The following is a 22,866-nucleotide window of genomic DNA, read 5'->3' on the forward strand; positions in this document are numbered from 1 at the left end:
GTGTGCTCCGGTTCAGCCGCCGCCGACGGCGACGACGATTTCGAGTTGGTCGCCGGCGGCGAGCTGCGTCGTCGCATGCTGGCTTTTCGGGACGATTTCGCCGTTGCGTTCAACGGCGATGCGCTTGCCGGTGTAACCGAGCTGGTCGATCAGGCCGGTCACGGTCAGCGCTGCGGGAAACTGGCGGACTTCGCCATTGATCTTGAGGTCTAGCATCGGGCTATTTTAACAAGCCGCGCGGCTTGCGCGGGGCGCTTGTGAACAGGCGATCGTAGAGCCAGTTGGGTAGCGCGCGCAACAGCTTGGCGACAACGCCCATCGGCCACGGGATGACGGTGTAGGTAGTGCCGCGCGCAATGGCTGCCGCAAAGCGTTCGGCCGCTTGGTCGACCGGCAGCAAAAAGGGCATTTTGTAGGGGTTGACCGCCGTCATCGGCGTTTCGATGTAGCCCGGGGCAATGGTCACCACCTTGATGCCGTAAGGGCGCATTTCGAGGCGCAGGCTTTCCAGGTAGGTGATCGCCGCCGCCTTCGAGGCCGAATAGGCCTCCGCCCCGGGCAGGCCGCGAATGCCGGCGACCGAGGCGATGCCGACCAGGCGCCGCTCGCCGCCGGCGACGCGCATGGCCGGAATGAACGGCGCGAAAGTCGCCGCCATGCCGAAAACGTTGGTATCCATCACCCGGCGGAAGATGTCGAGATCCTCCTCGCACTCGGTCAGCGTCCCGGCAGAAACGCCGGCATTGGCGATGATGATGTCAGGCGCCCCGAAGCGGAAGATGAAGTCGGTCGCCGCGTCGTGCAGTGCCGGCGCATCGGCGACGTCGAGCGCATAGCAGGCGTGGCGCCCGCCGAGGCGTTGGTTCAGCCCGTCCAGGAAGTCGCGGCGCCGTGCCACCAGGCCCAGCGTTGCGCCCTGCGCGGCGTAGTAAACGGCAAGCGCCTCGCCGATACCCGACGAGGCGCCCGTGATGAAGACCTTCTGGGTCAATTACTTCTTGCCGGACTTCTCGCTGCGTGCCTTGGCAATCAGCTTGTCGGTAATGGCCAGCGCTTCGTTGAAGTCCTTGCCACCGACCAGGTACTTGCCTTCGACGGCCAGGGCCGGCACGCCCTGGATCTTGTAGGCCTGCGCCATCTGGTCGGCGCGCTTGACCTTGCTCATGACGCCGAAGGAGCTGAAGGTTTCAGTGAATTTCTTCTGATCGACGCCTTTCTTGACGACCCATTCGGTCAAGGTCTTTTCGTCGAACAGGTTGGCACGTTCCTGATGGATGGCCTTGAAGACATCGGCTTCCAGGCGGCTGAGGTCGCCGGTGATTTCCAGGGTGTAGTAAAGCTTGGCGACATTGCCCCAGGCAGCACGGCCAAAGGTCACCGGCACCTTCTTGACGACAACGTCAGCCGGCAACTTGCCGGCCCAGGCGTGGAGAATCGGATTGAAGTCGCTGCAGTGCGGGCAACCGTAGCTGAAGAACTCGAGCACCTCGATCTTCGCGCCATCCTCGGTCGGCTGGACCGGGCTGATCGGCGTGTAATCCTTGCCGGCCGACTGGGCGAACGAGGACATCGAAACGGTCAAGGCAGCGCCCAGCACCGCGCTGAGGAAAATACGACGGGCAAACTTCATGCGTTACTCCTTGTTTTTGGCAAGTTGGGCGTCAATCCCGGCCTTAGCCAGTTCGGCGCGCGTTTTGTTCAATTCATCGAGCTTGGTGTAGGGGCCGACCCGGACGCGATAGAAGGTTTTATCCTGGATCATCACCTGCTGGATGACGGCCTCTATCCCCATAAACGCCAGTTTGGCCTTTTGGTTGTCAGCATCCTGCGCCGTGCTGAAGGAACCGGCCTGCAGGAAGAGCGGCGTCTTGCTTTCCTTCGGCTCCTCTTTCTTGGCTTCTTCCTTCTTTTCTTCCTTCTTCGGCTCTTCCGGCTTGGCCTCGGGCTTGGCGGCCTTGTCCGGCACCGCATCGGCCTTGCCCGGCAGAATGTCGTAAAACTGGAAGCGCTTCTCGGGAATCGGGTCGCCCGGCTTGCCCGGCAACGCCATCGGCTGGCCGTTCTGCGGCGTCGCCTTGCCGTTCGCCGGCACGGTGCCTTCCGGCTTGGCCGGTGGGGCCTGGACCTGCTTGTTGAAGGGCAATGGCGACTTGTTCAGGTACCAGACGACCCCGGCCGCGACCCCGACGCCGAGCACGAGGCCGATGAACATGCCGATCAGCGTGCCGCCACCGGATTTCTTCTTGGCCGGCTGGTTGCGGCGGGGTTTCATATCGCGACTCATCGAGCGTTTTCCTTACATCGATTCCGGGCAGCTGACGCCCAGGATGGCCAGGCCATTGCGGATCACCTGACGCACGGCGGTGGCCAGCGCGACACGCGCGTCGCGCAGCGCGACGTCATCGACCAGCATGCGCTCGGCGTTGTACCAGCCGTGGAACTCGCCGGCCAGATCCTTGAGGTAGAAGGCGATCATGTGCGGCGCCAGATCGCGCGCCGCCGTCTCGATCACTTCGCGGAACTGGGCGAGTTGATTGGCGATGGCCAGTTCGCGCGGATTGCTCAGCAGCGACAGGTCGGCGCCGGCCAGCGCGGCGGCATCGCCGGCCCACTGGTTGACCACCGAGCAGATGCGGGCGTGGGCGTACTGGATGTAATAGACCGGATTTTCGTTGGTTTGGCTCTTCGCCAGATCGAGGTCGAAGTCGAGGTGCTGGTCGGACTTGCGCAGCGCGTAGAAGAAGCGGCAGGCATCGTTGCCGACTTCCTTGCGCAGTTCGCGCAGCGTGACGAACTCGCCGGAACGCGTGGACATCGAAGCCTTCTGGCCGTTGCGGTAAAGCACGGCGAACTGGACGAGGGCGACCTGCAGCTTGTCCGAATCGAGTTCCAGTGCCTTGATGGCGCCGGTGACGCGCGGGATGTAGCCGTGGTGGTCGGCGCCCCAGATGTTGATGACCTTGTCGAAACCGCGCTCGAACTTGTTCAGGTGGTAGGCGATGTCGGAGGCGAAATAGGTGTACAAGCCGTTTTCACGCTGGACAACGCGGTCCTTCTCGTCGCCGAAGGCGGTGGACTTGAACCAGCGGGCGCCGTTCTGGACGTAGAGGTGACCCTTCTTTTCCAGCAGATCGACGCAGCGGGCGACCAGACCGGTGTCGTACAAGGCTTTTTCGGAGTACCAGACCTCGAACTCGACGCCAAACTCCTTCAGATCGTCGCGGCAGTCGGCCAGCTGCTCATTCAAGGCGTGCTGATGGACATACTCCCAGTCCGGGCCGAGCAGTTCCTTGGCCTGCGCGATCAGCGCATCGAGATGCAGTTCGCGCTGCTGCTTGGCTTCGTCGTCAGCCCGAGCGGCTTCCGGCAGGCCCGGCGTGCCGGCCAGCACGGCCTCGGCGCTGCGCACGTACTTGTCGCCATGGGCATGCTTCAACTGCGCCGCCATGTCGCGGACGTAAGCGCCCTGGTAGGCATTGGGCGGGAAAGGCACGATCACGTCGTGCTGTTCGAGATAGCGCAGCCAGGTCGACAGGCCGAGGATATCCATCTGGCGGCCAGCGTCATTGACGTAGTACTCGCGGGTCACGTCCCAGCCGGCGAAAGTCAGCAGGCTGGACAGCGAAGCGCCGTAGGCGGCACCGCGGCCGTGGCCGACGTGCAGCGGCCCGGTCGGATTGGCCGAGACGAATTCGACCTGCACCTTCTGCCAGCCGCCCACCGTCGAGCGGCCGAAATTCTCGGCTTCGACCAGCACGGCCTTGACGACGTCGGTCTTGGTGCCGGCGTCGAGCGTGAAATTGATGAAACCGGCCCCGGCCACGTCGGCCTTGGTGACCAGCGCCGAGGCCGGCAATTCATTGAGCAGCTGCTGGGCGATTTCGCGCGGGTTCTTCTTCAGCGCCTTGGCCAGTTGCATCGCCAGGTTGGTCGCGAAGTCGCCGTGCGTCGGATCGCGCGGGCGTTCGAGATGAATCGGGGTATCGGTTGCGCTGGGGGCAACGCTGGCCAGCGCCTGTTGCAACAGGGCGGTCAGCTGGGTTTTGACGTCTTGGGCCATTGATTTGCAGCTTAAAAAGCAAAACGTCGATTATACGATGCCGCTGCCCGTTTATTTGGCGACTATCACCGACCAGGCGGCCAGCTTGTCGGCGTAACTGCGCGCGGCATGGGCCGGACTGGTCGATGGCAGCCGATGCAGGGCGAGCGGCCGCTCGGCCAGGCCGGGCAGCACATGCCGGCGAAAACTCGCTTCGGCAGCGGCGCCATTGAAGAAAATCCGCTCAATGCTGCGGTGCACGGCCAAAAAAGCCGAAAAATCGTTGGCCCGGACCGAGGCGCCGACAATGTCCGCGTCCAGACTGCCGCCGCGCTGGCAGGCGGCAATGACGTCCCACAGCGCGACCCCGGCCGCCTGCAGGCGAACCAGGCGTTGCGCGTAGGGCAGTTCGGGACCGGCGCCGAGCAGGTCGCCCATGATCCGCCAGAAGGCATTGCGCGGATGGGCGTAGTACTGGGCCGCCTGCAGCGAGGCCTGGCCCGGCATGCTGCCGAGGATCAGCAGGCGAGCCTGGCCATTGGCGACCGGCGGAAAACCGTACGACAAATCCATCGACGAAGGCTCAGCCGGCCATCACCCGGTTCTTGCCGGCCCGCTTGGCGAGATACATCGCCTGGTCGGCCCGCTTGATGGCATCGGCCCCGGACTCCTCGGTCGCCAGTTGGGCGACGCCGGCGCTGAAGGTGATCAGCACCTTTTCGCGGCCGGACAGGAAGAAGGCCTTGGTCAGTTCGCGCTGCAGCCGGGTCATGACCTCGATACCGTTCTCGAGCGGCGTATCCGGCATCAGGATGACGAATTCCTCGCCGCCGTAACGGGCCAGCGTGTCGGTTGGCCGCATGCACTTGCGGGCGACATTGGCCAGGTGGATCAGCGCATCGTCGCCGGCCTCGTGGCCGAGGCGGTCGTTCAGCTTCTTGAAATTGTCGATGTCGAGCAGGCTTAGCGACAAGGGGGTTTCCTTGCGCCGCATGTTGGCGATCTCGCGAACCAGCGCCTCGTCCAACCCCTTGCGATTCAGCGCATCGGTCAGCGGGTCGTGGCGGGCCAGCGCGCTGGCGTTGTCGAGCTCGAGGTGCAACTGGACCAGCTCGGCCTCGGTGTTGAGCACCTTCTCCTGCAAGATCTGCAATTGCTGGCGCGATTGCGCCGTTTCATCGACCATCGCCCGGGTTGCCCCGATGACGTCCTTGAGCAGCGGCGCCAGATCCTCGACGCGCTGGATGCCTTCGATCAGGCGGGCGCTTTCCTCGATCCGTCCCTGGAAAGTCGCGCTCGACTCGCTCATCGTCGCCAGGCGCTCGATGAAGGCACTCAACATCTGGCGCATTTCCTCCTGCGCCTCGATCGAGCGGCTTTTCGCCTCGCTCTGCTTGACCATCACGTCGCGCAGGCGGCGCTCCATCTCGTCCAGATGGCGCAGGCTGAGCGGCGGCACGACGGTCGCCAGCAAGCCGTCGACCTGGCCTTTCAACCAACTGTCGTCGAGACTCAATTCGCCGATATTCTCGATGATCAGGTGCAGCAGCTTGAGCAGCGACTCCTTGATCTCGACCTGTTCCTCGGCGGCGAACAGCACCTGATGGCTCAGATTGGCCAGCATGCCCTGCACCGCCGGCAGGTCGAGTTCGGGCTGGCGTAGGGCGAGCAGGAACTCGCTCGACATCTCGCTGACCCGCTCGTTGTCGTCGCCGAGCGCCGGCAGCACGCATTCGACGAAGCGCGCCAGCTTGGCGGCGAACTCGACCGGCAGCACCGGCAGAATCTTCAGTTCCGGTTCCTTGGCCGGCCCGCTGGCAGCCGCGACGAAGCCGAGCAGCGCATCCTGCACGCCCTGCCAACTGCGCCGTGATATCGCCGCGCCGAGCTGCTCGAGCGACAGCTTCTGTTCAGGACTGCGCGCCACCAGAGACTCCGCCAACTGGCGCAGCGGCGGCTCCGGGAAAGGCACGATATTGGGCAGATTGGCGATTTCGTTGTAGCAGGCCTGGTAGTTGGCCGGCGTCGGCGCCAGATGGCGAGCCGCCAGGCGTTTCAACGCCTCCCGGGCGATTTCGGAGGGGTGTTTCGGTTCGCTCATCGAAGCAATCTGGAAAGGTTTCAGCTGGAAACAGATCGGGGCAAACGCCCCGCCCGCGGAGTTTATCGCTATTGCATTTCGCCGTCTGCATCAATGTACAAGGATGGCACAATCCGCCCCGACCAAGCTCGGCAAAGTCGAAAACACGGGGCCGCAACGGCCGACCACGTGTTAACATGCTCGTTTCGCTTCATTGCCCGGCCCGACCGGCATCCCCTGCCGCCATGCGTCTCCTCCGCCTGCTCAAGATCGCCTCTGTCGCCAGCCGTTTCGGCCTGGACGAAATGGTGCTCGAACACGAGCCGAGCGGCCGCCTGGTTCGCCTCGCCAACGCCCTGCAGTTCTGGCGCGACCTCTCGGCGCCGCGCGCCCTGCGCCTGCGCCTGGCCCTCGAAGCGCTCGGCCCGATTTTCGTCAAGTTCGGCCAGGTGCTGTCCACCCGGCGCGACCTGATGCCGACCGACATCGCCGACGAACTGGCCCGCCTGCAGGACCGCGTGCCGCCCTTCGATTCGCAGCTTGCCCTGGCCGAGATCGAAAAAGCCTACGGCCGCCCGGCCAGCGAAGTCTTCGCCGAATTCGACCCGGTGCCGGTCGCCTCGGCCTCGATCGCGCAGGTCCATTTCGCCAAGTTGCGCGAGGAAGACGGCGGCCATGAAGTCGCCGTCAAGATTCTGCGCCCGAACATGATGTCGGTCATCGACCACGATCTGGCGCTGATGGACAATTTCGCGCTGCTCCTCGAAAAGCTGTGGTCCGACGGCAAGCGCCTGAAACCGCGCGAGGTGGTCGCCGAATTCGCCAAGTACCTGCGCGACGAGCTGGACCTGATGCGCGAAGCGGCCAACGCCTCGCAACTGCGGCGCAATTTCACCGATTCGAAGCTGCTGATCGTGCCCGAAGTGTATTGGGACCATTGCACCTCGACGGTGATGGTCATGGAGCGCATGAAGGGCACGCCGATCTCGCAGATCGACAAGCTGCGCGCCGACGGCATCGATCTCTCGAAGCTCTCCGAAGCCGGCGTCGAAATCTTCTTCACCCAGGTCTTCCGCGACGGCTTCTTCCACGCCGACATGCACCCCGGCAACATCTTCGTGCATGCCGACGGCCGCTACATCGCGCTTGATTTCGGCATCGTCGGCACGTTGACCGACAGCGACAAGAACTACCTGGCGCAGAACTTCCTCGCCTTCTTCCGCCGCGACTACAAGCGGGTCGCCGAAGCCCACATCGAATCCGGCTGGGCGCCGAAGGACACCCGGGTCGACGAGTTCGAGGCCGCCATCCGCGCCGTCTGCGAACCGATCTTCGACCGGCCGCTGAAGGACATTTCCTTCGGCAAGATCCTGCTCCGGCTGTTCCAGACCTCGCGCCGCTTCAATGTCGAGATCCAGCCGCAACTGGTCATGCTGCAGAAAACGCTGCTCAACATCGAAGGCCTCGGCCGCCAGCTCGACCCCGAACTCGACCTGTGGAAAACCGCCAAGCCCTTCCTCGAACGCTGGATGAGCGAACAGGTCGGCTGGCGCGGCCTGGTCAAGACTTTCAAGCAGGAAGCGCCCTATCTGGCGCGAACCATTCCGCAACTGCCCCGCCTCGTCCATCAGGCGCTGGCCCAACCGCACAAGGCCGACCTGCAGCCCCAACTCGAGCAACTGATCGCCGCCCAGCGCCAGCAGAACCGCTGGCTCGCCATCATCGCCCTGCTGCTGGCCTGCCTGGCCGCCGCGCTGTTTCGCTGAGCCGGAATGTCTGCCGTCACCCTGAGCACCTATACCGAGGCCGATGTCATCGAATGGCTCGGCGAAGCCGAAGTCGCCAAGGCCCGCCCCTATGTCGACCTGATCCGCGAACTGGATGTCGAGGAAGAGCGCCTGCGCGCCGTCGTGCCCGGCTCGGCCCGCAAGCCCTATACCTCGATCGCCCGCCTCGTCCAGCACAAGAACGGCAACGTTTCGCTGATCAGCGGCTGCACCTGCCCGGTCGGCGTGGACTGCAAGCACGTCGCGGCAACGCTGCTCAAGGCCATCGAGGAACGCAATCCGGTCGAACGGGTCAGCCCCGGTGTACTCTCCTGGGTCGAGGACCTGAGGCGCGCCTCGGTCGCCGTCGCCAAGAAGAAGGCGCGGCCGAGCGGCGTCCGCCAGCAGTTGTTCTACATCCTGAAATGGACGGCCGACAAGCGCTATTTCGGCATCGAGATCCGCAAGGGCAAGTACCCGGAAAACGCCGAGGAATGGTGGAAGGTCGACCGCGCGCTGGTCACGCCGCCGCAATTCGTCAATGAAGAAGATCTCGGCATCCTGCGCCTGATCTGGGCCGATCGCGGCCAGGAAAGTGGCCTGCGCGCCTTCGGCCTCGGCCCCCGGCACGGCGCCGAGGCGCTGCAGCGGATGGCGGCCAGCCATCGCCTCTATTCGCAGGACGACCTGGCCTTGCCGCTGCACGCCGGCGGCAGCCGGCCGGCCAGTATCGGCTGGCAGGTCGACGCGGCCGGCTTCCAGCGCCCCTACCTGAAGCCCGAACCGTCGGCCGACATGGTCGTGCCGGTCGACCCGCCGTGGTACCTCGATTTCAATGCCGGCGAAACCGGCGCTCTCGAAGTCACCGGCAACCCGGACGTGGTCAGCAAGCTGTTCAACCTGCCGCCGCTGTCGGCCAAGGAAGCGGCGCTGGTCGCCGAGGCGCTGTCCGAACTGGCGCCCGAACTGCCGCCGCCGGCCGAGGACGCCAGCGCCCGCCTGCGCCTGATCGACGCGCCGCTGCAGGCCATCCTCCAGCTCGACACCATCCACACCCACGGCTACCGCGCCTGGCGCGGTTATCCGCAGAGTTTCAGCGGCGGTCCGTTCGACATCGCCCGCGTCATCTTCCGTTACGCCGATGCTGAAATCCGGCCGGAAGAACGCCACGAATTCATCACCCTGCCGGAAGGCGAGACGGTCCGCCTGAAACGCCGGCCGGAAGCCGAAGCGGCCGCCCTGCAGGTGCTTTCCGGCAGCGGCCTGGAGAAGATTCCCGGCCATACGCTGTCCACTTTCGGCAGCCCGCCGCAGGGCATCTACGGCCTGGTCGACGAAGGCCAGTGGACCGTCTTCATGCAGAACGGCATCGACCGTCTGAAAGCCGGCGGCTGGCAGGTCGAATTCCCGGAAGACTTCCGTCATCACGTGCTCGATGTCGAAGGTTGGGAAGCCGACCTCATCGAATCGGAAAACGGCTGGTTCGACCTCGACATGGGCATCATCGTTGAAGGTGAGCGCCTGCCGCTGGCCCCGCTGCTGGCCGGCCTCTTCCGGCGCGATGCACGCTGGCTGGAAGCGCTGCAGCTGGCCTTCATCCCCGACGAGGAACCGGTCGAACTGCACACCGCGCGCGGCAAACGCCTGCGCGTCCCGGCCGGCCGCATCAAGCCGCTGGCGGCGACGCTGATCGACCTCTTCGACGGTTTCAGCGGCGGCGAAACGCTGCGCCTGTCACGCTTCGACGCGCCGCGCCTGGCCGAACTGAACGACACCAGCCGCTGGCAGTTCAAGGGCCAGAGCGACGTTCTGGCGCTGGCCGACAAGCTGCGTGCGGCGCAGGGCATCGTCGATATCGAACCGCCGGCCGGCCTCGGCCTCGAATTGCGCCCCTACCAGAAGGAAGGCCTGGCCTGGCTGCAGTTCCTGCGCGAGCAGAACCTGTCCGGCATCCTGGCCGACGACATGGGCCTCGGCAAGACGGCGCAGACGCTGGCCCACCTGCTGCTGGAAAAGGAAGGCGGCCGCCTCGACAAGCCGACGCTGATCGTCCTGCCAACCTCACTGATCTTCAACTGGAAGAACGAAGCCGCCCGCTTTGCGCCCGGCCTCAAGGTGCTGTCGCTGCACGGCCCGGAACGCAAGAGCCGCTTCGGCGAAATCGCCGAGCACGACGTCGTGCTGACCACCTACCCGCTGCTCTGGCGCGACGCCGACGTGCTGATGCAGCACAGCTACCACCTGCTCATCCTCGACGAGGCGCAGACGGTCAAGAACGCCCAGAGCCAGAGCGCCGAAGCGGTGCGCAAGATCGACGCCCGGCATCGCCTGTGCCTGACCGGTACGCCGCTCGAGAACCACCTCGGCGAGCTGTGGAGCCAGTTCGACTTCCTGCTGCCCGGCTTCCTCGGCACCAGCAAGCAGTTCACCAAGCACTGGCGGACACCGATCGAGAAGGTCGGCGACACCCAGCGCCGCGACCTGCTGGCCCGCCGCATCCGGCCCTTCATCCTGCGCCGCAAGAAGGAAGACGTCGCCCAGGAACTGCCGCCGAAGACCATCATCATCCGTTCGGTCGAACTGGAAGGCAGCCAGCGCGACCTCTACGAAACAGTGCGCGCCGCGATGGATGCCAAGGTCCGCGACGAAATCGCCAACCGCGGTTTCGCGCGTAGCCAGATCGTCATCCTCGATGCCCTGCTCAAACTGCGCCAGGTCTGCTGCGACCCGCGCCTGGTCAAGGCCAATGCCGCCAAGAAGGTCAAGGAACGGGCCAAGCTCGACCTGCTGATGGCGATGCTGCCGGAACTGGTCGATGAAGGCCGCAAGATTCTCGTCTTCTCGCAATTCACCAGCATGCTGGCGCTGATCGAGGACGAACTGAACGAAATCGGCATTCCCTACGCGCTGCTCACCGGCAGCACCGACGACCGCGAAGCGCAGATCCGCCGCTTCCAGGACGGCGATGTGCCGATCTTCCTGATCAGCCTGAAGGCCGGCGGCGTCGGTCTCAACCTGACCGCGGCCGATACCGTCATCCACTACGATCCGTGGTGGAATCCGGCCGTCGAAAACCAGGCTACCGACCGGGCGCATCGCCTCGGCCAGGACAAGCCGGTCTTCGTCTACAAGCTGATCGTCGGCGGCAGTATCGAGGAAAAGATTCTCGCGCTGCAGGAACGCAAGGCTGAACTGGCGGCCGGCATCCTGTCCGACGACCACCGCGTGGACGTCAAATTCGGCACCGACGACCTCGCCGCACTGTTCGAGCCTCTACCCGGCTAAAGCGGGCCGCCGGCATTTTTGCCGGTTTAACGAGGTCGACCGCAGGACTCGGGGAACGGCCCTGCTTCAGGAAGCGCTGCCGCCTTCCGGCGTGGCGGTATCGGCCAGCGCGAGATACTCGGCAATCGCCTCGATACCCTGCTGCTGAATGCTCTCCAGGCTGAGCAGCAAGGCCGTCAACTGCCCGGCGGCGGCGCCTTGCTTGGCGGCCAGTTCCAGCGCCTGTGCCGCCTGCTGGACGGTGGGCAGGCCGAGCGTGCCGCTGCCGCCCTTCAGGCGGTGGGCCAGATGTTCGATCGACTCGGCATCGCCCTCGGCCAGTGCGCTGTGCAGCGCCGGCAGGCTGATCGCGCTTTCGTCGCGGTAGACCTTGAGCAGACGGCAATAAAGCCGGACGTTGCCATTCATCGAGTGCAAGCCGAGCGCCGTATCGAGGACGACCGCAGCATTTTCATTTGACATAACAATTCCCCCAGTACCGGCCCCGCCAACAATCGTCGCCAGCAACTGACCGGCCACCCTTATGGGCCGGATTATCCCCGACCAGCCCGCACTCTGGCACATTCAAAACGGCATATTTTTCGCCGGGCCGGCCGGCGTACAATCCGTCCATCAACGAATCCTGATTGAGGTCTGTCATGCGCCGTCCACTCGCCCTGCTCGCCTTGCTCTTTACCGCCGGTAGCGCCCTGGCCGACGACTGGATGGTGCGCCGCCAGGTCGGCAGCAGCTTCGAGGAGACCCGCGAAGCGATTGTCCTCGGCATCGAAAACCGCGGCCTGGTCGTCAATTACACCGCGCATATCGCCGACATGCTGGCCCGCACCGGGGCCGATCTCGGGACCAACCGGCCGGTCTTCGCCAAAGCCGAGATCATCGAATTCTGCTCGGCCGGGTTGTCGCGCCGAATGATGGAGGCCGACCCGCACAACATCGTGCTCTGCCCGTTTTCGATCGCCGTCTATGCGCTGCCCGGCGAGACGGCACATACCTGGGTCGCCTACCGCAAGCCGCAGGGCAAGGCGGCGCCGGCCATCGAAGCGCTGCTTGGTGAAATTGCCGGCGAAGCCGGCCGCTGAAAATCGGCCTTTTACGGCCGTCGACCGCAGGACTGCCCTAAAAGCGAGCCGTCAGGCCAGCATGCTGGCCGCCATCACCCGCTTCAGCAGGCCGTTCAGCGCATGGCGTACCGACTGCTCGCGGACGGCGGCGCGGTCGCCGGCGAATTGGCAGACCTGCGCCTCGCAGCCCTTGTCTTTCTGCGCCCAGGCGAAGCAGACGGTACCGACCGGCTTGTCCGGCGAACCGCCGCTCGGCCCGGCGATGCCGGTAATCGCCACCGCCCAGTCGGCCCGGCTGTTGCGCAGCACGCCCTGCGCCATGGCCCGGGCGGTCGCTTCGGAAACCGCACCGTGCCGTTCGAGCGTCGTTTCCGGCACGCCGAGCATCTCGACCTTGGCGGCATTGGAATAGGTGACGAAGCCGCGGTCGAACCAGGTGGAACTGCCGGCAATCGCCGTTACCGACTGGGCCAGCCAGCCACCGGTGCAGGATTCGGCGGCGGCCAGCCATTCGCCGCGGGCGAGAAGCGTTGTGCCAAGACGTTCGGAGAGGGTTTCAAGTTCATTCATCGGGCAAATTTTAGCATTCGCCCACTGCCGTTTTGTGACGATCCCCGCCGCCTTAATTTCACGCCGGCCGCATCGTCTGACAGGTGCATAATTCGATGCACCCTACCGACCGTGAGACTCCCCACCATGCCTGCCAAAACCTTCGCCTTGCTTGCCGTCCCGCTGCTCGCCGGCAGCCTGCTGCTGCCCGCCGCCCAGGCCGGCACGCTGATCGAACTGTCGGCCGAAGCCAGCCGACCGGCCGCCAACGACCTGCTGCGTGCCGTCGTCTATGCCGAAGCCAATGCCGCCGACCCGGCCGAACTGGCGAAGCGGGTCAATCAGGAAATCGCCGAGGCGCTGCGCCTGATCAAGGGCAAGGCCGGCGTTTCGGTCAAAAGCGGCAACCAGCACACCTACCCGGTGTACGGCAACAATCGCAAGATCGACGCCTGGCGCATGCGTTCGGAACTGGTGCTGGAGTCGAAGGATGGCGCCACGCTCTCCGAACTGCTGGCCAAACTGCAGCAGATGAAGCTGGCACTCGGCAATGTCAGCCAGATGCCGTCGCCGGCGACCCGCCGGACAGTCGAGGAAGGCGTCACCCAGGACGCGATTCGCGCCTTCGAGGCGCGCGCCGCACTGGTCGCCGGCACGCTCGGCAAGCCCTACAAGATCAAGCGCCTGAACATCCAGCAAAGCGGCCAGGTGCCGCCGATGCCGATGTTGCGCGCGGCGAAGATGGAAATGGCCGGCGATGCCGCCCCGGTGCCGCTGGAGGCCGGCGAAAGCCAGATTTCGAGCAGCATCAGCGGCGAAATCGAGTTGGCCGATTAGTTTCTGGACTTTGCCGGAGGCCCCGCGTAGCATCGCGCGCCCCCACATTTTCCCGGCCCCTTCATGCACGTTTCACCCGCCCGCGCCTGCGGCATCGACTTCGGCACCTCCAACTCCACCGTCGGCTGGCTGAACCCCGGCCGCCCGACGCTGCTGGCGCTCGAAGACGACAAGGTGACGCTGCCCTCGGTCGTCTTCTTCAATGCCGAGGAAGACAGCGTCAGCTTCGGCCGGGCCGGACTCGGGCAATACCTCGACGGCTATGAAGGCCGCCTGATGCGCTCGCTGAAAAGCCTGCTCGGCAGCAGCCTGATCGACGGCCGCACCGAAGTGAATGGCCGCGCCATCGTCTTCCGCGACCTGCTCAAGGAATTCATCGGCACCCTGAAAAGCCGGGCCGAGGCGCAAACCGGCCGCCGTTTCGACGAAGCGGTGTTCGGCCGCCCGGTCTTCTTCGTCGACGACAACCCGGCGGCCGACCAGCTGGCCGAAAGCACGCTCGGCGACATCGCCCGCGCCATCGGTTTTCGCGACATCAGCTTCCAGTTCGAGCCGATTGCCGCCGCCTACCATTACGAAACCAGCCTGCACCACGAAGAGATCGTGCTGATCGCCGACATCGGCGGCGGCACCTCCGACTTCTCCATCGTCCGCCTGTCGCCCGAGCGCGCCAGACAGGCCGACCGCCGCAGCGACGTGCTGGCCAACGGCGGCGTCCATATCGGCGGCACCGACTTCGACCGCCAGCTCAGCCTGAGCAGCGTCATGCCCCTGCTCGGCTACCGCAGCGCCCTGAAGAGCGGCCGCGAAATGCCGGCCAGCCTGTATTTCAACCTCGCCACCTGGCACACCATCAATTTCGCCTACACCCGCCAGGTCTGGGCCGAGCAGCAGCGCCTCTACATCGACGCACTGGAGCCGGAACGCCTCGAACGCCTGCTGGCGCTGATCGAGAACAAGGCCGGCCACTGGCTGGCGCACCAGATCGAGCAGGCCAAGATCGCGCTGTCGGACCAGGACAGCGCGCCGCTGACGCTGGAAGCCTTCTCGCCCGGCGAGATGCACACGCTGAGCCGCCTCGAATTCGAACTGGCCAGTACGCAACTGGTCGAAAAGGTCGAAGCGACCGTCGCCCGCCTGCTGCCGCAGGCCGGCATCGCCGCCGACCGCATCGACAGCATCTTCTTCACCGGCGGTTCGAGCGGCATTCCCGCCTTGCGCCAGCGCATCGCCGCCCAGCTCCCCAAAGCCCGCGCCGTCGAAGGCGATCTGTTCGGCAGCATCGGCGCCGGCCTCGCCGTTGACGCAGCGCGACGCTTTGGCTGAGCGAAGCGGGTAAACTCCACCCTTTCCCCGCTCCCGCCGCCACCACGACCATGACCTTCGCCTCCCTCGGCCTCGCCGCCCCGCTGCTGCAAGCCCTCGACACCCTCGGCTACAAGACGCCGACGCCGGTGCAAATCCAGGCCATTCCCGCCGTGCTGGCCGGGCGCGACCTGATGGCGGCGGCGCAGACCGGCACCGGCAAGACGGCCGGCTTCGCGCTGCCGGTGCTGCAGCGCCTGAGCGAAGGCGAAAAAGCGGCGAGCAACTCGATCCGCGCCCTCGTCCTGGTGCCGACCCGCGAACTGGCCGAACAGGTGCAGTCCAGCTTCCGCCAGTACGGCGAGCACCTCGCGGTCAGCACCTACGCCGCCTACGGCGGGGTCAGCATCAACCCGCAGATGATGCGCCTGCGCCGCGGCGTCGATATCCTGGTCGCGACGCCGGGCCGCCTGCTCGACCTCTTCCGCCAGAACGCCATCAAGTTCAAGCAGGTCGAGATCCTCATTCTCGACGAGGCCGACCGCATGCTCGACCTCGGCTTCGCGCAGGAGCTGTCCACCGTCTTCGCCGCGCTGCCCAAGCAGAAGCAGACGCTGCTCTTCTCCGCCACCTTCTCCGACGAAATCCGCAGCATGGCCAAGGGCCGCCTGCGCGACCCGCTGAGCATCGAAGTCAGCCCGCGCAACAGCACGGTCAAGGCGGTCAAGCAGTGGGTGGTGCCGGTGGACAAGAAGCGCAAGGGTGAACTCTTCCTGTTCATGCTGAAAGATCGCAAGTGGGGCCAGGTGCTGGTCTTCGTCAAGACCAAGAAGGGTGCCGACGAACTGGTCGCCAACCTGCTTGCCAAGAAGATCAAGGCCGACGCGATCCACGGCGACAAGCCGCAGGCCAGCCGCCAGCGCGCCCTCGACAGCTTCAAGGCGGGCGAAGTGCAGATTCTCGTCGCCACCGATGTCGCGGCGCGCGGCCTCGATATCGACGATCTGCCGCAGGTGGTGAATTTCGACCTGCCGATCGTCGCCGAGGACTACATCCACCGCATCGGCCGCACCGGCCGCGCCGGCGCCAGCGGCGAAGCGATCTCGCTGGTCTGTGCCGACGAAGCACCGCTGCTCGCCGCCATCGAGACGCTGACCAAGCAAACGCTGGAACGCGAGGAAGAACCCGGCTTCGAACCCGATCACCGGGTGCCGATGACCAATGCCGCCGGTCAACTGGTCAAAAAGCCGAAAAAGCCCAAGGTCCCGGGCGGCCGTTCAGCCAAGGGCGTACCGGGCAACTGGGTCGGTTTCGACGATGCGCCGGCCAAGTCGGGCCGCCGTGGCGGCGGGCGCAGCGCCCCGGGCAAAACGGCCGGCCCGGCGAAAAAGCCGGCGGCCAAGGCACGGCCGCGCTAAGCGCAGCCTGATCGGACACCCATGCGCCGCCCCCGCGACAACATCCGCGACTTTCCCGGCAAACGCTGGCTGAACGTCGCCCTGCGCACCGTCCATCTGCTCGGCCTGGTCCTGCTCGGTGGCGCCCTGCTCGGGGCCGGCAGTCTCGGCCTCGGCGCCAGCGTGCTGTTCGTCTCGGGCTTCGGCATGTTCGCCATCGATAGCTGGGCCAACCCGGCCCAACTGCGCGAAACGGCCGGCTTCGGCGTGCTGCTCAAACTGCTGCTGGTCGGCCTGATGGCGCTGCAACCGGCCTGGGCCTTGCCCATCTTCTGGTTTATCCTGATCCTGTCGACGCTGCTCTCGCACGCCCCCGGCGCCTTCCGGCATTACCGGCTGTTCTAGGCGCGAAAACCCGCTGTTGTTTTGGAGTCCAACATGAAAGTTGCCGAATTCTCCAAGCTGCTTCTGACCGCCCTCCTACTCACCGGCTGCGCCACCGATGCCTGGCGCCCCGAGCGCAGCTTCGATGTCTTTCTCGAGCAGGTCCGGGTCAAATGCTGGGGCCTCCGTCTCGGCGCCGTCAGCATCAACCGGCTGATGCCCAATGCGACGACGACGGACCCTTATTTCCTCGATATCACGTCGCGCTACTACCACGGCAAGATTTCCGAGCAGAGCTACGTCACCGCGCTGCAAGGCTCCTACGCCGCCCCGGCCGATTCGCCCGGCATCCGCTGCATACTCGAGCAGATGCCGAAGCGGAATGCCGATACAGCGCCGGCCCAGGGAAACGCTGAATAAATGGTCATCCCCGCACCCCAAGGGTACTTCCTGCGGGGCGCGCAGGCGGGGATCCAGTGAGGTAGCCCTCCATGCTCTACCGCCTGGCCGCCGAAACCGTCCTGCTCCTTCACCTGGCCTTCATCGTCTTCGTCATCGCGGGCGCAACCGGGGCGGCGCGCTGGTCATGGCTACCCCTCATCCACCTTCCAGCCGCAGCCTGGGGCGTCTTTGTGGAACTCACCGGCCGCCTCTGCCCACTGACCACCGCCGAGAATTACCTGCGCCTCAAGGCCGGCGAAGCGGGCTACAGCGAAAGCTTCATCGAGCACTATCTCCTGCCCATCATCTACCCGACCGGGCTGACCCGGGAAATCCAGTTCGCGCTGGCCGCCGTGATCGTCGTCATCAATGCGGCAATCTACGCTTGGCTCTTCTACCGTCGCCGTTCATCGCGCCGCGGTGATAGCTAATTCGCCGAACCTCGCCATTGAACAGGATGCAAGGCTTATCCACTGGACATAGAAACCCTCGCTCCTTATGCTGTTGCGCTTGCAATAAATCCGCTCGCAAATACGATCCGACAATGTGGGCGGCGTCTTTGCCGCATAAAGCCAGCCGTTTGGGAAGCCTAATTTCAGACCATCCCCATGATTCAAAGAGTTTTTGTATTTATTTACTGATGGAAAAGCCTGCTGGTTTGGGAGGCTTACTTAAGAGTTAGGAGTCACCACCCCTATGTACCTCTTGTACTGCGATGAGACAAACCTAGAAGAGCGGAGCGGTGATTTCTTTACGTATGGTGGGATTGCTATCGCGGGAGATGTTGCCCAGGCTTTATCCCTCGAGATAGATCAGATACGAGCGAAATTCGAAGTACCCAGAGAATTTCGTCTGAAGTTCAATCCCGGCCCCAAGCATCTTAGTCACGATGAATTCATTTCGTTAAAGCAAGCAATCATCGAAGCAGTCGCACGTCAAAGAGCCACCCTATTTATCTCGCTGATTTTGCATGACATTGCTACAAGCCCTGCAGACGCTAGACAAAATGAGATCAATCGCGTCTGTTATCACTTCGATTGTTTCCTAAACCGCAAAAAGTCTCCCGGCTTGGTGCTTATTGATCGATTCGATGACAAAGCAATCGACACCCATCTAGCCGAAAAATTCTCTGTCGGGATCACCGGGTTGCCGTACTCAAAAGAAATGCGCCTTTCTAATATTGTCGGTTTTCATTACTCGGCAATCGGGCAATCGAATTTCACCAGCGTGGTCGACATCCTTCTTGGATCGATCAGGTTCTCAATGAATGGGTTTACTCGGAATGATTCAAAGGCTCGCGATACGGCAAAGAAAGTTATTCCGCTTATTTCCCCAATGCTTTTCAGAGAGGACGGCCAAACGACCGTATCGGAACTGGGAATCTTCTTTAGCCCAAAGGTTATTAAGTCCAATAAATTCCGTGCTACCTATCAGGGTATGAAGGATTTCTTTGCAGAGTGTGGAGTAGTTGTTGAGCAAACGATCACGGGATAGCATGCCTAGGCTCCTAGCATTGCAAACCACTAGACCTGCGCGAAAAGCCGCGCAGGTCTATGATTTTTCACGTTGAGCCGCATAAATGCCGCTTCCCATACAATCCGAATTGCTTGAACCGGCACCACTAACGGGGAAATCTCCCGCTCTTTCACTTTGGGTGCGAAGGACGCCAAACGTGTTCCGCGGCGTCCTTGAACTGGACTGCACGTCCAAGACAGTAGATGGGGCCGCTATCGCCGTCCGAGATGCGGTGACTGCCGAGTATTCACCAGGTCTAATCGTCCCGTTCGCTTTCGGTGCGATCCTCCACTACACCCACATGTCGCCGAATGCCTCGGATGTGGAGCACCTGATAGATGATCGCGCTCGCGCAAGAGCCACTTGGCAATGGATCATCGTTGTGAACAGTTCATCAAAGCATGCGTACGGTGTTCACATGTGGATGCGTGGGTACCTTACCCCGGTGTATGAAACGCTGATCAAGCACTTCGAGAACTCGGGCTATGTCTGCCATAGCGTCACAAAACAGCCGAGTAAGTTCTGGAACCGACTCTGGGGCACCATGGCAGCCCTGCTCAAGTTGCGCCCGGTTCTGGTCGCGCTCGGGGCAATTATTGTCGTAGTCAGTTTGTTACTCCGGCTGTTTTCGGGGGCTTAGAAATGCTGCACAACCAATCATTCAAACGTTAGAGATTTAAATGTCCCGCGCATACCAAGGTTTTGAATTCGGCATCAAGGACGCAGAAGAACTGCTCGCGCACTTTGACTCAATCAACACAAATCCACCTCCCGCGAATGCTGAAGTGCTGAAACGTGCCGGCCTTGTAATGGCGCTAACAGCATGGGAAACCTATGTCGAGGATAGGCTTCTTGAAGAGATGAATAAAAAGCTGGGTGTCGTCGCTGGTAGTTACGTCGGTGATTTTGTTTTAAAGAAGTTGTACACCGATCTGAAGCAATTCCACAACCCAAGCTCTGATAAAACGAAACGTATTTTCCAAGAATACCTTGGCGTGGATGTCACCGAAGGATGGTCATGGGCCAACTATGAACCCGAAAAAGCACGAGCCACTTTAAACAGTTGGATAGGTAAGCGCGGAGATGCCGTACACCGATCAAAACCACTAAATAACGGTTCGCCTGTCGCACATTTAATTAAGCGAGATGAACTGGAAAAGGTAATTCGCTTCATTAAAGACCTTGTAAAAGCCACCGACGTTTATGTTGATAACAATCTCTAACATTAAGCTACAGAAAGCTCCTTTTCGAGCCTGATTTCCGGCAAAAAAAATGGCACAGGTTTGATCCGCCCCATTTTTCATTTTCATGCTATTTGACTGGTCGACCGTAGCACTTACATCTTGGGCGAGCCTGCTGCCTCCCACTGAGGGAATTTCTCCCCTTTCCTCACCACCTGCCAAGAGGCCTCTCGTTAACGCTAGAGAACGACCTGCGACCCAAGCTCCACCCGATTCGACGAAAATTTGTTGCCCTTGATCCACTCAAGCAACAGAGCACTGACCGCCTGGGGTTGATCAAGTGTCGCCAAGTGGCCGCACTGGGTGATGATTTCCAGCTTGGCGTGGCGGATTCCCTCGGCGATTTCGGTCGCCAATTCGGGCGGCGTGATCAGGTCGTCCTGGCCGCAGATCACCAGTGTCGGGCAGGTGATGCTGGCCAATGTCGGGCGACTGTCGGGGCGGCCGATGATCGCCCGCTGCTGGCGGGCAAAAACTTCCGCCCCCAGGCCGCTCGCCATCGACTGGATGACGCCCCGCACGGCGGGGAGATTCATCCGGTCGGGATGCACGAGCAGTGGCAGCAACTGTTCGGTCACCGCATCGAGGTCGCTGGCAGCAAGTTCGATCAGCACTTTGCGTTTGGCGCTGGCTTCCGGCGTATCGGGGCGCGCCGTCGTATCCATCAGCACCAGTCCGGCCACCCGCTCCGGTGCCTGGCGCATGATTTCGAAGGCGACGTAGCCGCCCAGCGACAGGCCAAGCAGCACAAAGCGCTTGGCCGAGGTCTGCTTGAGGACGCTCGCCGCCATTTCGGCAATCGTCTCGGCATTGCTCAGATCGCCCACCTCGACGGTAGCCACGGTCGATAAAGCGGCCACCTGTTCGGTAAAAACGCTCGCGTCATTGAGCAAGCCGGGTAACAACAAGATATTTGGTTGCATGCTTTTCTCCTGAATTGCCAATGGGGCCACGCCTGGCCGGGGAAGGTGTCAAAGCCCGATCTATCTCCGGCACAGCCGTGGCGCGTCGCCCGAATGCGAAGCCTGCCTTGAGTTTGCATGCAATAGGTGCAATAACTCAGTGTGCCGGCACACAGAACTCGTAATTCGGCCCGCAGGAGGATCATCCTATTGCGCAGCCGGCCGGGCTTGGGTGCGCTGGGACACAGATCGCTGGCGAATTGCCGGTTAGGTTTGATTTCGCCCCTTTGTTCATCGCTTTCTCCCTTGGGAAGTGGCATGGCTGAATATCACTTGCTGACTACCTGGCAAATCGAAGCACCGCTCGACGAGGTGTACGGGGCGATTTACGACTCGCTGCACTGGCCGGACTGGTGGCCGGGCTTGCAGCAAGCAGAGCAGACTGCGCCTGGCGATGCCCGGGGAATCGGCTGCAAGCGGCGCTATTCATGGCAGGGAGACTTACCTTATGCCGTGACTTTCGAGGTCAATGCGACCCGTATCGAAAACCTGCTGAACATCGAAGGGACGACCGAAGGCGATCTCGAAGGCACCGGCTGCTGGCATTTTCGCCAGCAGGATTCGCTCAGCACCGTTCAATTCGAGTGGCACGTCCGGACCACGAAATGGTGGTGGAAACTGCTCGAACCGGTGGCCCGCCCGATGTTCATCCGGAATCATGGTTTGCTGATGGCGCAGGGAGCGGCAGGTCTGGCCCGCCGGCTGCAGGCATCGCTGCGGCACCAGGAAAGCATCGACCTGACGGCTCGTCGCGCCCACTCGGCGGCGCCAAGAGAACTGCACGAAGGCGGACGGATCAGTCTGCCGATGTTGTTGTTTGCCGGCTTCTGGGCCGGCGTGATTGCCACCGGGGCACAACTCGCCTTGTGGTGGATGGCCGAACGCCCGCTTCTCGAAACGCTCTTTCGCGATGCGCGCCTGACCGCAGCCATCGTCATGGGCCCGGCGGTGTTGCCGCCGCCCTCGACGGCCCAGCTGGAAGTCCTGCTGATTGCCACCTTGATCCACTTCGCGCTCTCGGTGACCTACGCGCTGATTCCGGCCACCCTTCATGACCGGATGAACGCCTGGCTGAGTCCGCTGGCCGGCGCCCTGTACGGCCTGGCCATCTATGTGATCAACCTATATGGATTTACCGCGCTTTTCCCTTGGTTCGCCGTCAGCCGTGACGGGGCGACGCTGCTCACCCACCTTGTCTTCGGTATTGCGCTGATGGAGGGTTGCCGCTTCTACGCCCGGCGTTACCAGAACCCCGGAGGCGACTGACGTTGCGGCACATAAGCGCAGGAATTTGGTGGCTGGCCTAGTCGTCCGCCGTGTCGCCGCGCCATTCGTCGCCCCATTCGGCGACGAAATCGTCGCGGAAGGCGCGCAGCCAGGCCAGCCGGCGTTCGCCCATGGCGCGGCCGGCGGCCGTGCTCATCGTCGCCGGCAAGGTCGCCAGTTTGACTTCGATGTGATCGAGGGCGTAGGTTCGGTCGTCCATCGCCCGGGCCCGGCCCAGCGGGTCGCTCGGGTGGGCCAGCGCGCTGCCCATCCGGCCGGCGGTGTAATAGAGCCGGGCCAGGCCGACGGCGCCCAGTGCATCGAGCCGGTCGGCGTCCTGCACGATGCGCGCTTCGATGGTGAGCGGCGCGATGCCGGCTGAAAAGCTGTGGGCCTCTATGGCATGCGCCAGCCCGGCCAGCTTGTCGGCCGGGAAACCGAGCTTGCCGAGTTCGTCGCAAGCCCGGACGGCCGCCTGGCGCGAGGCGAGGTGACGCTGGGGATCGTTCTTCGGCAGATTGACCAGATCGTGCAGATAGCAGGCGGCGAGCACGATCAGGGCGTCGGCAGCGGGGTAGTCCTTGAGCAGCGCCTGGGCGTTTTTCCAGACCCGGTGCAGATGGTTCAGGTCGTGCGCGCCGTCGTCCGCCGCATCGGCGACAGCCAGTTGCATCAGGCGCGCGCGCCAGGGATCGAGGTCATTCATCGGCATCTGTTTGCCCGGGCCCGGGCGGCAAG

The 22,866-nt window shown here is 63.3% G+C and carries 24 protein-coding genes; 13 read left to right on the top strand and 11 right to left on the bottom strand.

The window, feature by feature from the left end; genetic code table 11:
- Positions 1–12: 12 nt before the first annotated feature.
- Genes thiS through GH663_RS01485 form a run of 7 tightly spaced genes read right to left on the bottom strand, consistent with a single transcriptional unit; the run spans position 13 to position 6,140 of the window.
- Entirely contained in the window at positions 13–216 is a 204-nt protein-coding gene (gene thiS / locus GH663_RS01455; RefSeq protein ID WP_066887179.1) for a sulfur carrier protein ThiS, read from the bottom strand.
- A gap of 4 nt (positions 217–220) precedes the next feature.
- Positions 221–991 carry an SDR family oxidoreductase gene (locus GH663_RS01460; protein WP_153129962.1) on the bottom strand — a complete coding sequence of 257 codons (771 nt, stop codon included), beginning with the start codon at positions 989–991 and terminating at the stop codon, positions 221–223.
- Complete coding sequence (locus GH663_RS01465) at positions 992–1,630, bottom strand: thiol:disulfide interchange protein DsbA/DsbL (protein WP_153129963.1); 639 nt, start codon at positions 1,628–1,630, stop codon at positions 992–994.
- A 3-nt stretch (positions 1,631–1,633) separates the two neighbouring features.
- Positions 1,634–2,284, bottom strand: coding sequence for an SPOR domain-containing protein (locus tag GH663_RS01470; protein ID WP_153129964.1), 651 nt, complete (start codon positions 2,282–2,284; stop codon positions 1,634–1,636).
- Between the two features lie 12 nt (positions 2,285–2,296).
- The gene (gene argS, locus GH663_RS01475) at positions 2,297–4,060 is read right to left on the bottom strand and encodes an arginine--tRNA ligase (protein WP_153129965.1); all 1,764 of its coding nucleotides are present in this window, start codon (positions 4,058–4,060) and stop codon (positions 2,297–2,299) included.
- Positions 4,061–4,111: 51 nt separating this feature from the next.
- Complete coding sequence (locus GH663_RS01480) at positions 4,112–4,612, bottom strand: DNA-deoxyinosine glycosylase (protein WP_170291310.1); 501 nt, start codon at positions 4,610–4,612, stop codon at positions 4,112–4,114.
- A gap of 10 nt (positions 4,613–4,622) precedes the next feature.
- On the bottom strand, positions 4,623–6,140 hold the full coding sequence (locus tag GH663_RS01485; protein WP_153129966.1) for a GGDEF domain-containing protein: 1,518 nt from the start codon (positions 6,138–6,140) through the stop codon (positions 4,623–4,625).
- A 224-nt stretch (positions 6,141–6,364) separates the two neighbouring features.
- Between GH663_RS01485 and ubiB the strand changes: the two genes are divergently transcribed.
- Together ubiB and GH663_RS01495 are read left to right on the top strand one after the other, a co-directional pair.
- Positions 6,365–7,885, top strand: coding sequence for a ubiquinone biosynthesis regulatory protein kinase UbiB (gene ubiB / locus GH663_RS01490; RefSeq protein ID WP_153129967.1), 1,521 nt, complete (start codon positions 6,365–6,367; stop codon positions 7,883–7,885).
- Between the two features lie 6 nt (positions 7,886–7,891).
- The gene (locus GH663_RS01495; protein ID WP_153129968.1) at positions 7,892–11,170 is read left to right on the top strand and encodes a DEAD/DEAH box helicase; all 3,279 of its coding nucleotides are present in this window, start codon (positions 7,892–7,894) and stop codon (positions 11,168–11,170) included.
- Positions 11,171–11,236: 66 nt separating this feature from the next.
- On the opposite strand, the gene GH663_RS01500 is transcribed toward GH663_RS01495, so the two are convergent.
- On the bottom strand, positions 11,237–11,632 hold the full coding sequence (locus GH663_RS01500) for an Hpt domain-containing protein (RefSeq protein WP_170291311.1): 396 nt from the start codon (positions 11,630–11,632) through the stop codon (positions 11,237–11,239).
- Between the two features lie 176 nt (positions 11,633–11,808).
- Here GH663_RS01500 and GH663_RS01505 point away from each other — a divergent pair, with 176 nt between their 5' ends.
- Positions 11,809–12,249, top strand: a complete 441-nt coding sequence (locus tag GH663_RS01505) for a DUF302 domain-containing protein (RefSeq protein ID WP_153129970.1) — start codon at positions 11,809–11,811, stop codon at positions 12,247–12,249.
- A gap of 51 nt (positions 12,250–12,300) precedes the next feature.
- Here the strand turns inward: GH663_RS01505 and pncC are convergent, their stop codons facing one another.
- Positions 12,301–12,801, bottom strand: coding sequence for a nicotinamide-nucleotide amidase (pncC, locus tag GH663_RS01510; RefSeq protein ID WP_153129971.1), 501 nt, complete (start codon positions 12,799–12,801; stop codon positions 12,301–12,303).
- Between the two features lie 126 nt (positions 12,802–12,927).
- On the opposite strand from pncC, the gene GH663_RS01515 reads away from it, so the two are divergent.
- The 9 genes from GH663_RS01515 to GH663_RS01555 all read left to right on the top strand — a co-directional run bounded on the left by GH663_RS01515 (position 12,928) and on the right by GH663_RS01555 (position 19,882).
- Positions 12,928–13,617, top strand: a complete 690-nt coding sequence (locus GH663_RS01515; protein WP_153129972.1) for an SIMPL domain-containing protein — start codon at positions 12,928–12,930, stop codon at positions 13,615–13,617.
- A 63-nt stretch (positions 13,618–13,680) separates the two neighbouring features.
- A complete protein-coding gene (locus tag GH663_RS01520; RefSeq protein WP_153129973.1) occupies positions 13,681–14,943 on the top strand; it encodes an Hsp70 family protein in 1,263 nt (420 codons plus the stop codon).
- A 50-nt stretch (positions 14,944–14,993) separates the two neighbouring features.
- A complete protein-coding gene (gene rhlE1, locus GH663_RS01525) occupies positions 14,994–16,340 on the top strand; it encodes an RNA helicase RhlE1 (protein ID WP_153129974.1) in 1,347 nt (448 codons plus the stop codon).
- A gap of 21 nt (positions 16,341–16,361) precedes the next feature.
- Complete coding sequence (locus GH663_RS01530) at positions 16,362–16,724, top strand: hypothetical protein (RefSeq protein ID WP_153129975.1); 363 nt, start codon at positions 16,362–16,364, stop codon at positions 16,722–16,724.
- A gap of 33 nt (positions 16,725–16,757) precedes the next feature.
- Positions 16,758–17,123: a hypothetical protein gene (locus GH663_RS01535; RefSeq protein WP_153129976.1), complete on the top strand. Its 366-nt coding sequence runs from the start codon at positions 16,758–16,760 to the stop codon at positions 17,121–17,123.
- A 71-nt stretch (positions 17,124–17,194) separates the two neighbouring features.
- Entirely contained in the window at positions 17,195–17,575 is a 381-nt protein-coding gene (locus GH663_RS01540; RefSeq protein ID WP_153129977.1) for a DUF2784 domain-containing protein, read from the top strand.
- A 265-nt stretch (positions 17,576–17,840) separates the two neighbouring features.
- Entirely contained in the window at positions 17,841–18,638 is a 798-nt protein-coding gene (locus GH663_RS01545; RefSeq protein WP_153129978.1) for a DUF3800 domain-containing protein, read from the top strand.
- 178 nt (positions 18,639–18,816) lie between these two features.
- Positions 18,817–19,299, top strand: coding sequence for a hypothetical protein (locus GH663_RS01550; protein WP_153129979.1), 483 nt, complete (start codon positions 18,817–18,819; stop codon positions 19,297–19,299).
- A 40-nt stretch (positions 19,300–19,339) separates the two neighbouring features.
- A complete protein-coding gene (locus GH663_RS01555; protein ID WP_153129980.1) occupies positions 19,340–19,882 on the top strand; it encodes a HEPN domain-containing protein in 543 nt (180 codons plus the stop codon).
- A 197-nt stretch (positions 19,883–20,079) separates the two neighbouring features.
- On the opposite strand, the gene GH663_RS01560 is transcribed toward GH663_RS01555, so the two are convergent.
- Positions 20,080–20,823, bottom strand: a complete 744-nt coding sequence (locus GH663_RS01560; RefSeq protein WP_153129981.1) for an alpha/beta fold hydrolase — start codon at positions 20,821–20,823, stop codon at positions 20,080–20,082.
- A gap of 297 nt (positions 20,824–21,120) precedes the next feature.
- Here GH663_RS01560 and GH663_RS01565 point away from each other — a divergent pair, with 297 nt between their 5' ends.
- Positions 21,121–22,128 carry an SRPBCC family protein gene (locus GH663_RS01565; RefSeq protein WP_153129982.1) on the top strand — a complete coding sequence of 336 codons (1,008 nt, stop codon included), beginning with the start codon at positions 21,121–21,123 and terminating at the stop codon, positions 22,126–22,128.
- A gap of 37 nt (positions 22,129–22,165) precedes the next feature.
- Here the strand turns inward: GH663_RS01565 and GH663_RS01570 are convergent, their stop codons facing one another.
- Entirely contained in the window at positions 22,166–22,834 is a 669-nt protein-coding gene (locus tag GH663_RS01570) for an HD domain-containing protein (RefSeq protein WP_153129983.1), read from the bottom strand.
- Positions 22,835–22,866: the final 32 nt, after the last annotated feature.

The sequence above is a fragment of the Dechloromonas hortensis genome (assembly GCF_009469765.1).
Lineage (GTDB): Bacteria > Pseudomonadota > Gammaproteobacteria > Burkholderiales > Rhodocyclaceae > Azonexus > Azonexus hortensis.

Bases quoted from the DNA above. Each gene is read 5' to 3' on its own strand.
- thiS (WP_066887179.1), bottom strand. From the start codon at position 216: ATGCTAGACCTCAAGATCAATGGCGAAGTCCGCCAGTTTCCCGCAGCG.
- GH663_RS01465 (WP_153129963.1), bottom strand. From the start codon at position 1,630: ATGAAGTTTGCCCGTCGTATTTTCCTCAGCGCGGTGCTGGGCGCTGCC.
- GH663_RS01470 (WP_153129964.1), bottom strand. From the start codon at position 2,284: ATGAGTCGCGATATGAAACCCCGCCGCAACCAGCCGGCCAAGAAGAAA.
- argS (WP_153129965.1), bottom strand. From the start codon at position 4,060: ATGGCCCAAGACGTCAAAACCCAGCTGACCGCCCTGTTGCAACAGGCG.
- GH663_RS01480 (WP_170291310.1), bottom strand. From the start codon at position 4,612: ATGGATTTGTCGTACGGTTTTCCGCCGGTCGCCAATGGCCAGGCTCGC.
- GH663_RS01485 (WP_153129966.1), bottom strand. From the start codon at position 6,140: ATGAGCGAACCGAAACACCCCTCCGAAATCGCCCGGGAGGCGTTGAAA.
- ubiB (WP_153129967.1), top strand. From the start codon at position 6,365: ATGCGTCTCCTCCGCCTGCTCAAGATCGCCTCTGTCGCCAGCCGTTTC.
- GH663_RS01495 (WP_153129968.1), top strand. From the start codon at position 7,892: ATGTCTGCCGTCACCCTGAGCACCTATACCGAGGCCGATGTCATCGAA.
- GH663_RS01500 (WP_170291311.1), bottom strand. From the start codon at position 11,632: ATGTCAAATGAAAATGCTGCGGTCGTCCTCGATACGGCGCTCGGCTTG.
- GH663_RS01505 (WP_153129970.1), top strand. From the start codon at position 11,809: ATGCGCCGTCCACTCGCCCTGCTCGCCTTGCTCTTTACCGCCGGTAGC.
- pncC (WP_153129971.1), bottom strand. From the start codon at position 12,801: ATGAATGAACTTGAAACCCTCTCCGAACGTCTTGGCACAACGCTTCTC.
- GH663_RS01515 (WP_153129972.1), top strand. From the start codon at position 12,928: ATGCCTGCCAAAACCTTCGCCTTGCTTGCCGTCCCGCTGCTCGCCGGC.
- GH663_RS01520 (WP_153129973.1), top strand. From the start codon at position 13,681: ATGCACGTTTCACCCGCCCGCGCCTGCGGCATCGACTTCGGCACCTCC.
- rhlE1 (WP_153129974.1), top strand. From the start codon at position 14,994: ATGACCTTCGCCTCCCTCGGCCTCGCCGCCCCGCTGCTGCAAGCCCTC.
- GH663_RS01530 (WP_153129975.1), top strand. From the start codon at position 16,362: ATGCGCCGCCCCCGCGACAACATCCGCGACTTTCCCGGCAAACGCTGG.
- GH663_RS01535 (WP_153129976.1), top strand. From the start codon at position 16,758: ATGAAAGTTGCCGAATTCTCCAAGCTGCTTCTGACCGCCCTCCTACTC.
- GH663_RS01540 (WP_153129977.1), top strand. From the start codon at position 17,195: ATGCTCTACCGCCTGGCCGCCGAAACCGTCCTGCTCCTTCACCTGGCC.
- GH663_RS01545 (WP_153129978.1), top strand. From the start codon at position 17,841: ATGTACCTCTTGTACTGCGATGAGACAAACCTAGAAGAGCGGAGCGGT.
- GH663_RS01555 (WP_153129980.1), top strand. From the start codon at position 19,340: ATGTCCCGCGCATACCAAGGTTTTGAATTCGGCATCAAGGACGCAGAA.
- GH663_RS01560 (WP_153129981.1), bottom strand. From the start codon at position 20,823: ATGCAACCAAATATCTTGTTGTTACCCGGCTTGCTCAATGACGCGAGC.
- GH663_RS01565 (WP_153129982.1), top strand. From the start codon at position 21,121: ATGGCTGAATATCACTTGCTGACTACCTGGCAAATCGAAGCACCGCTC.
- GH663_RS01570 (WP_153129983.1), bottom strand. From the start codon at position 22,834: ATGAATGACCTCGATCCCTGGCGCGCGCGCCTGATGCAACTGGCTGTC.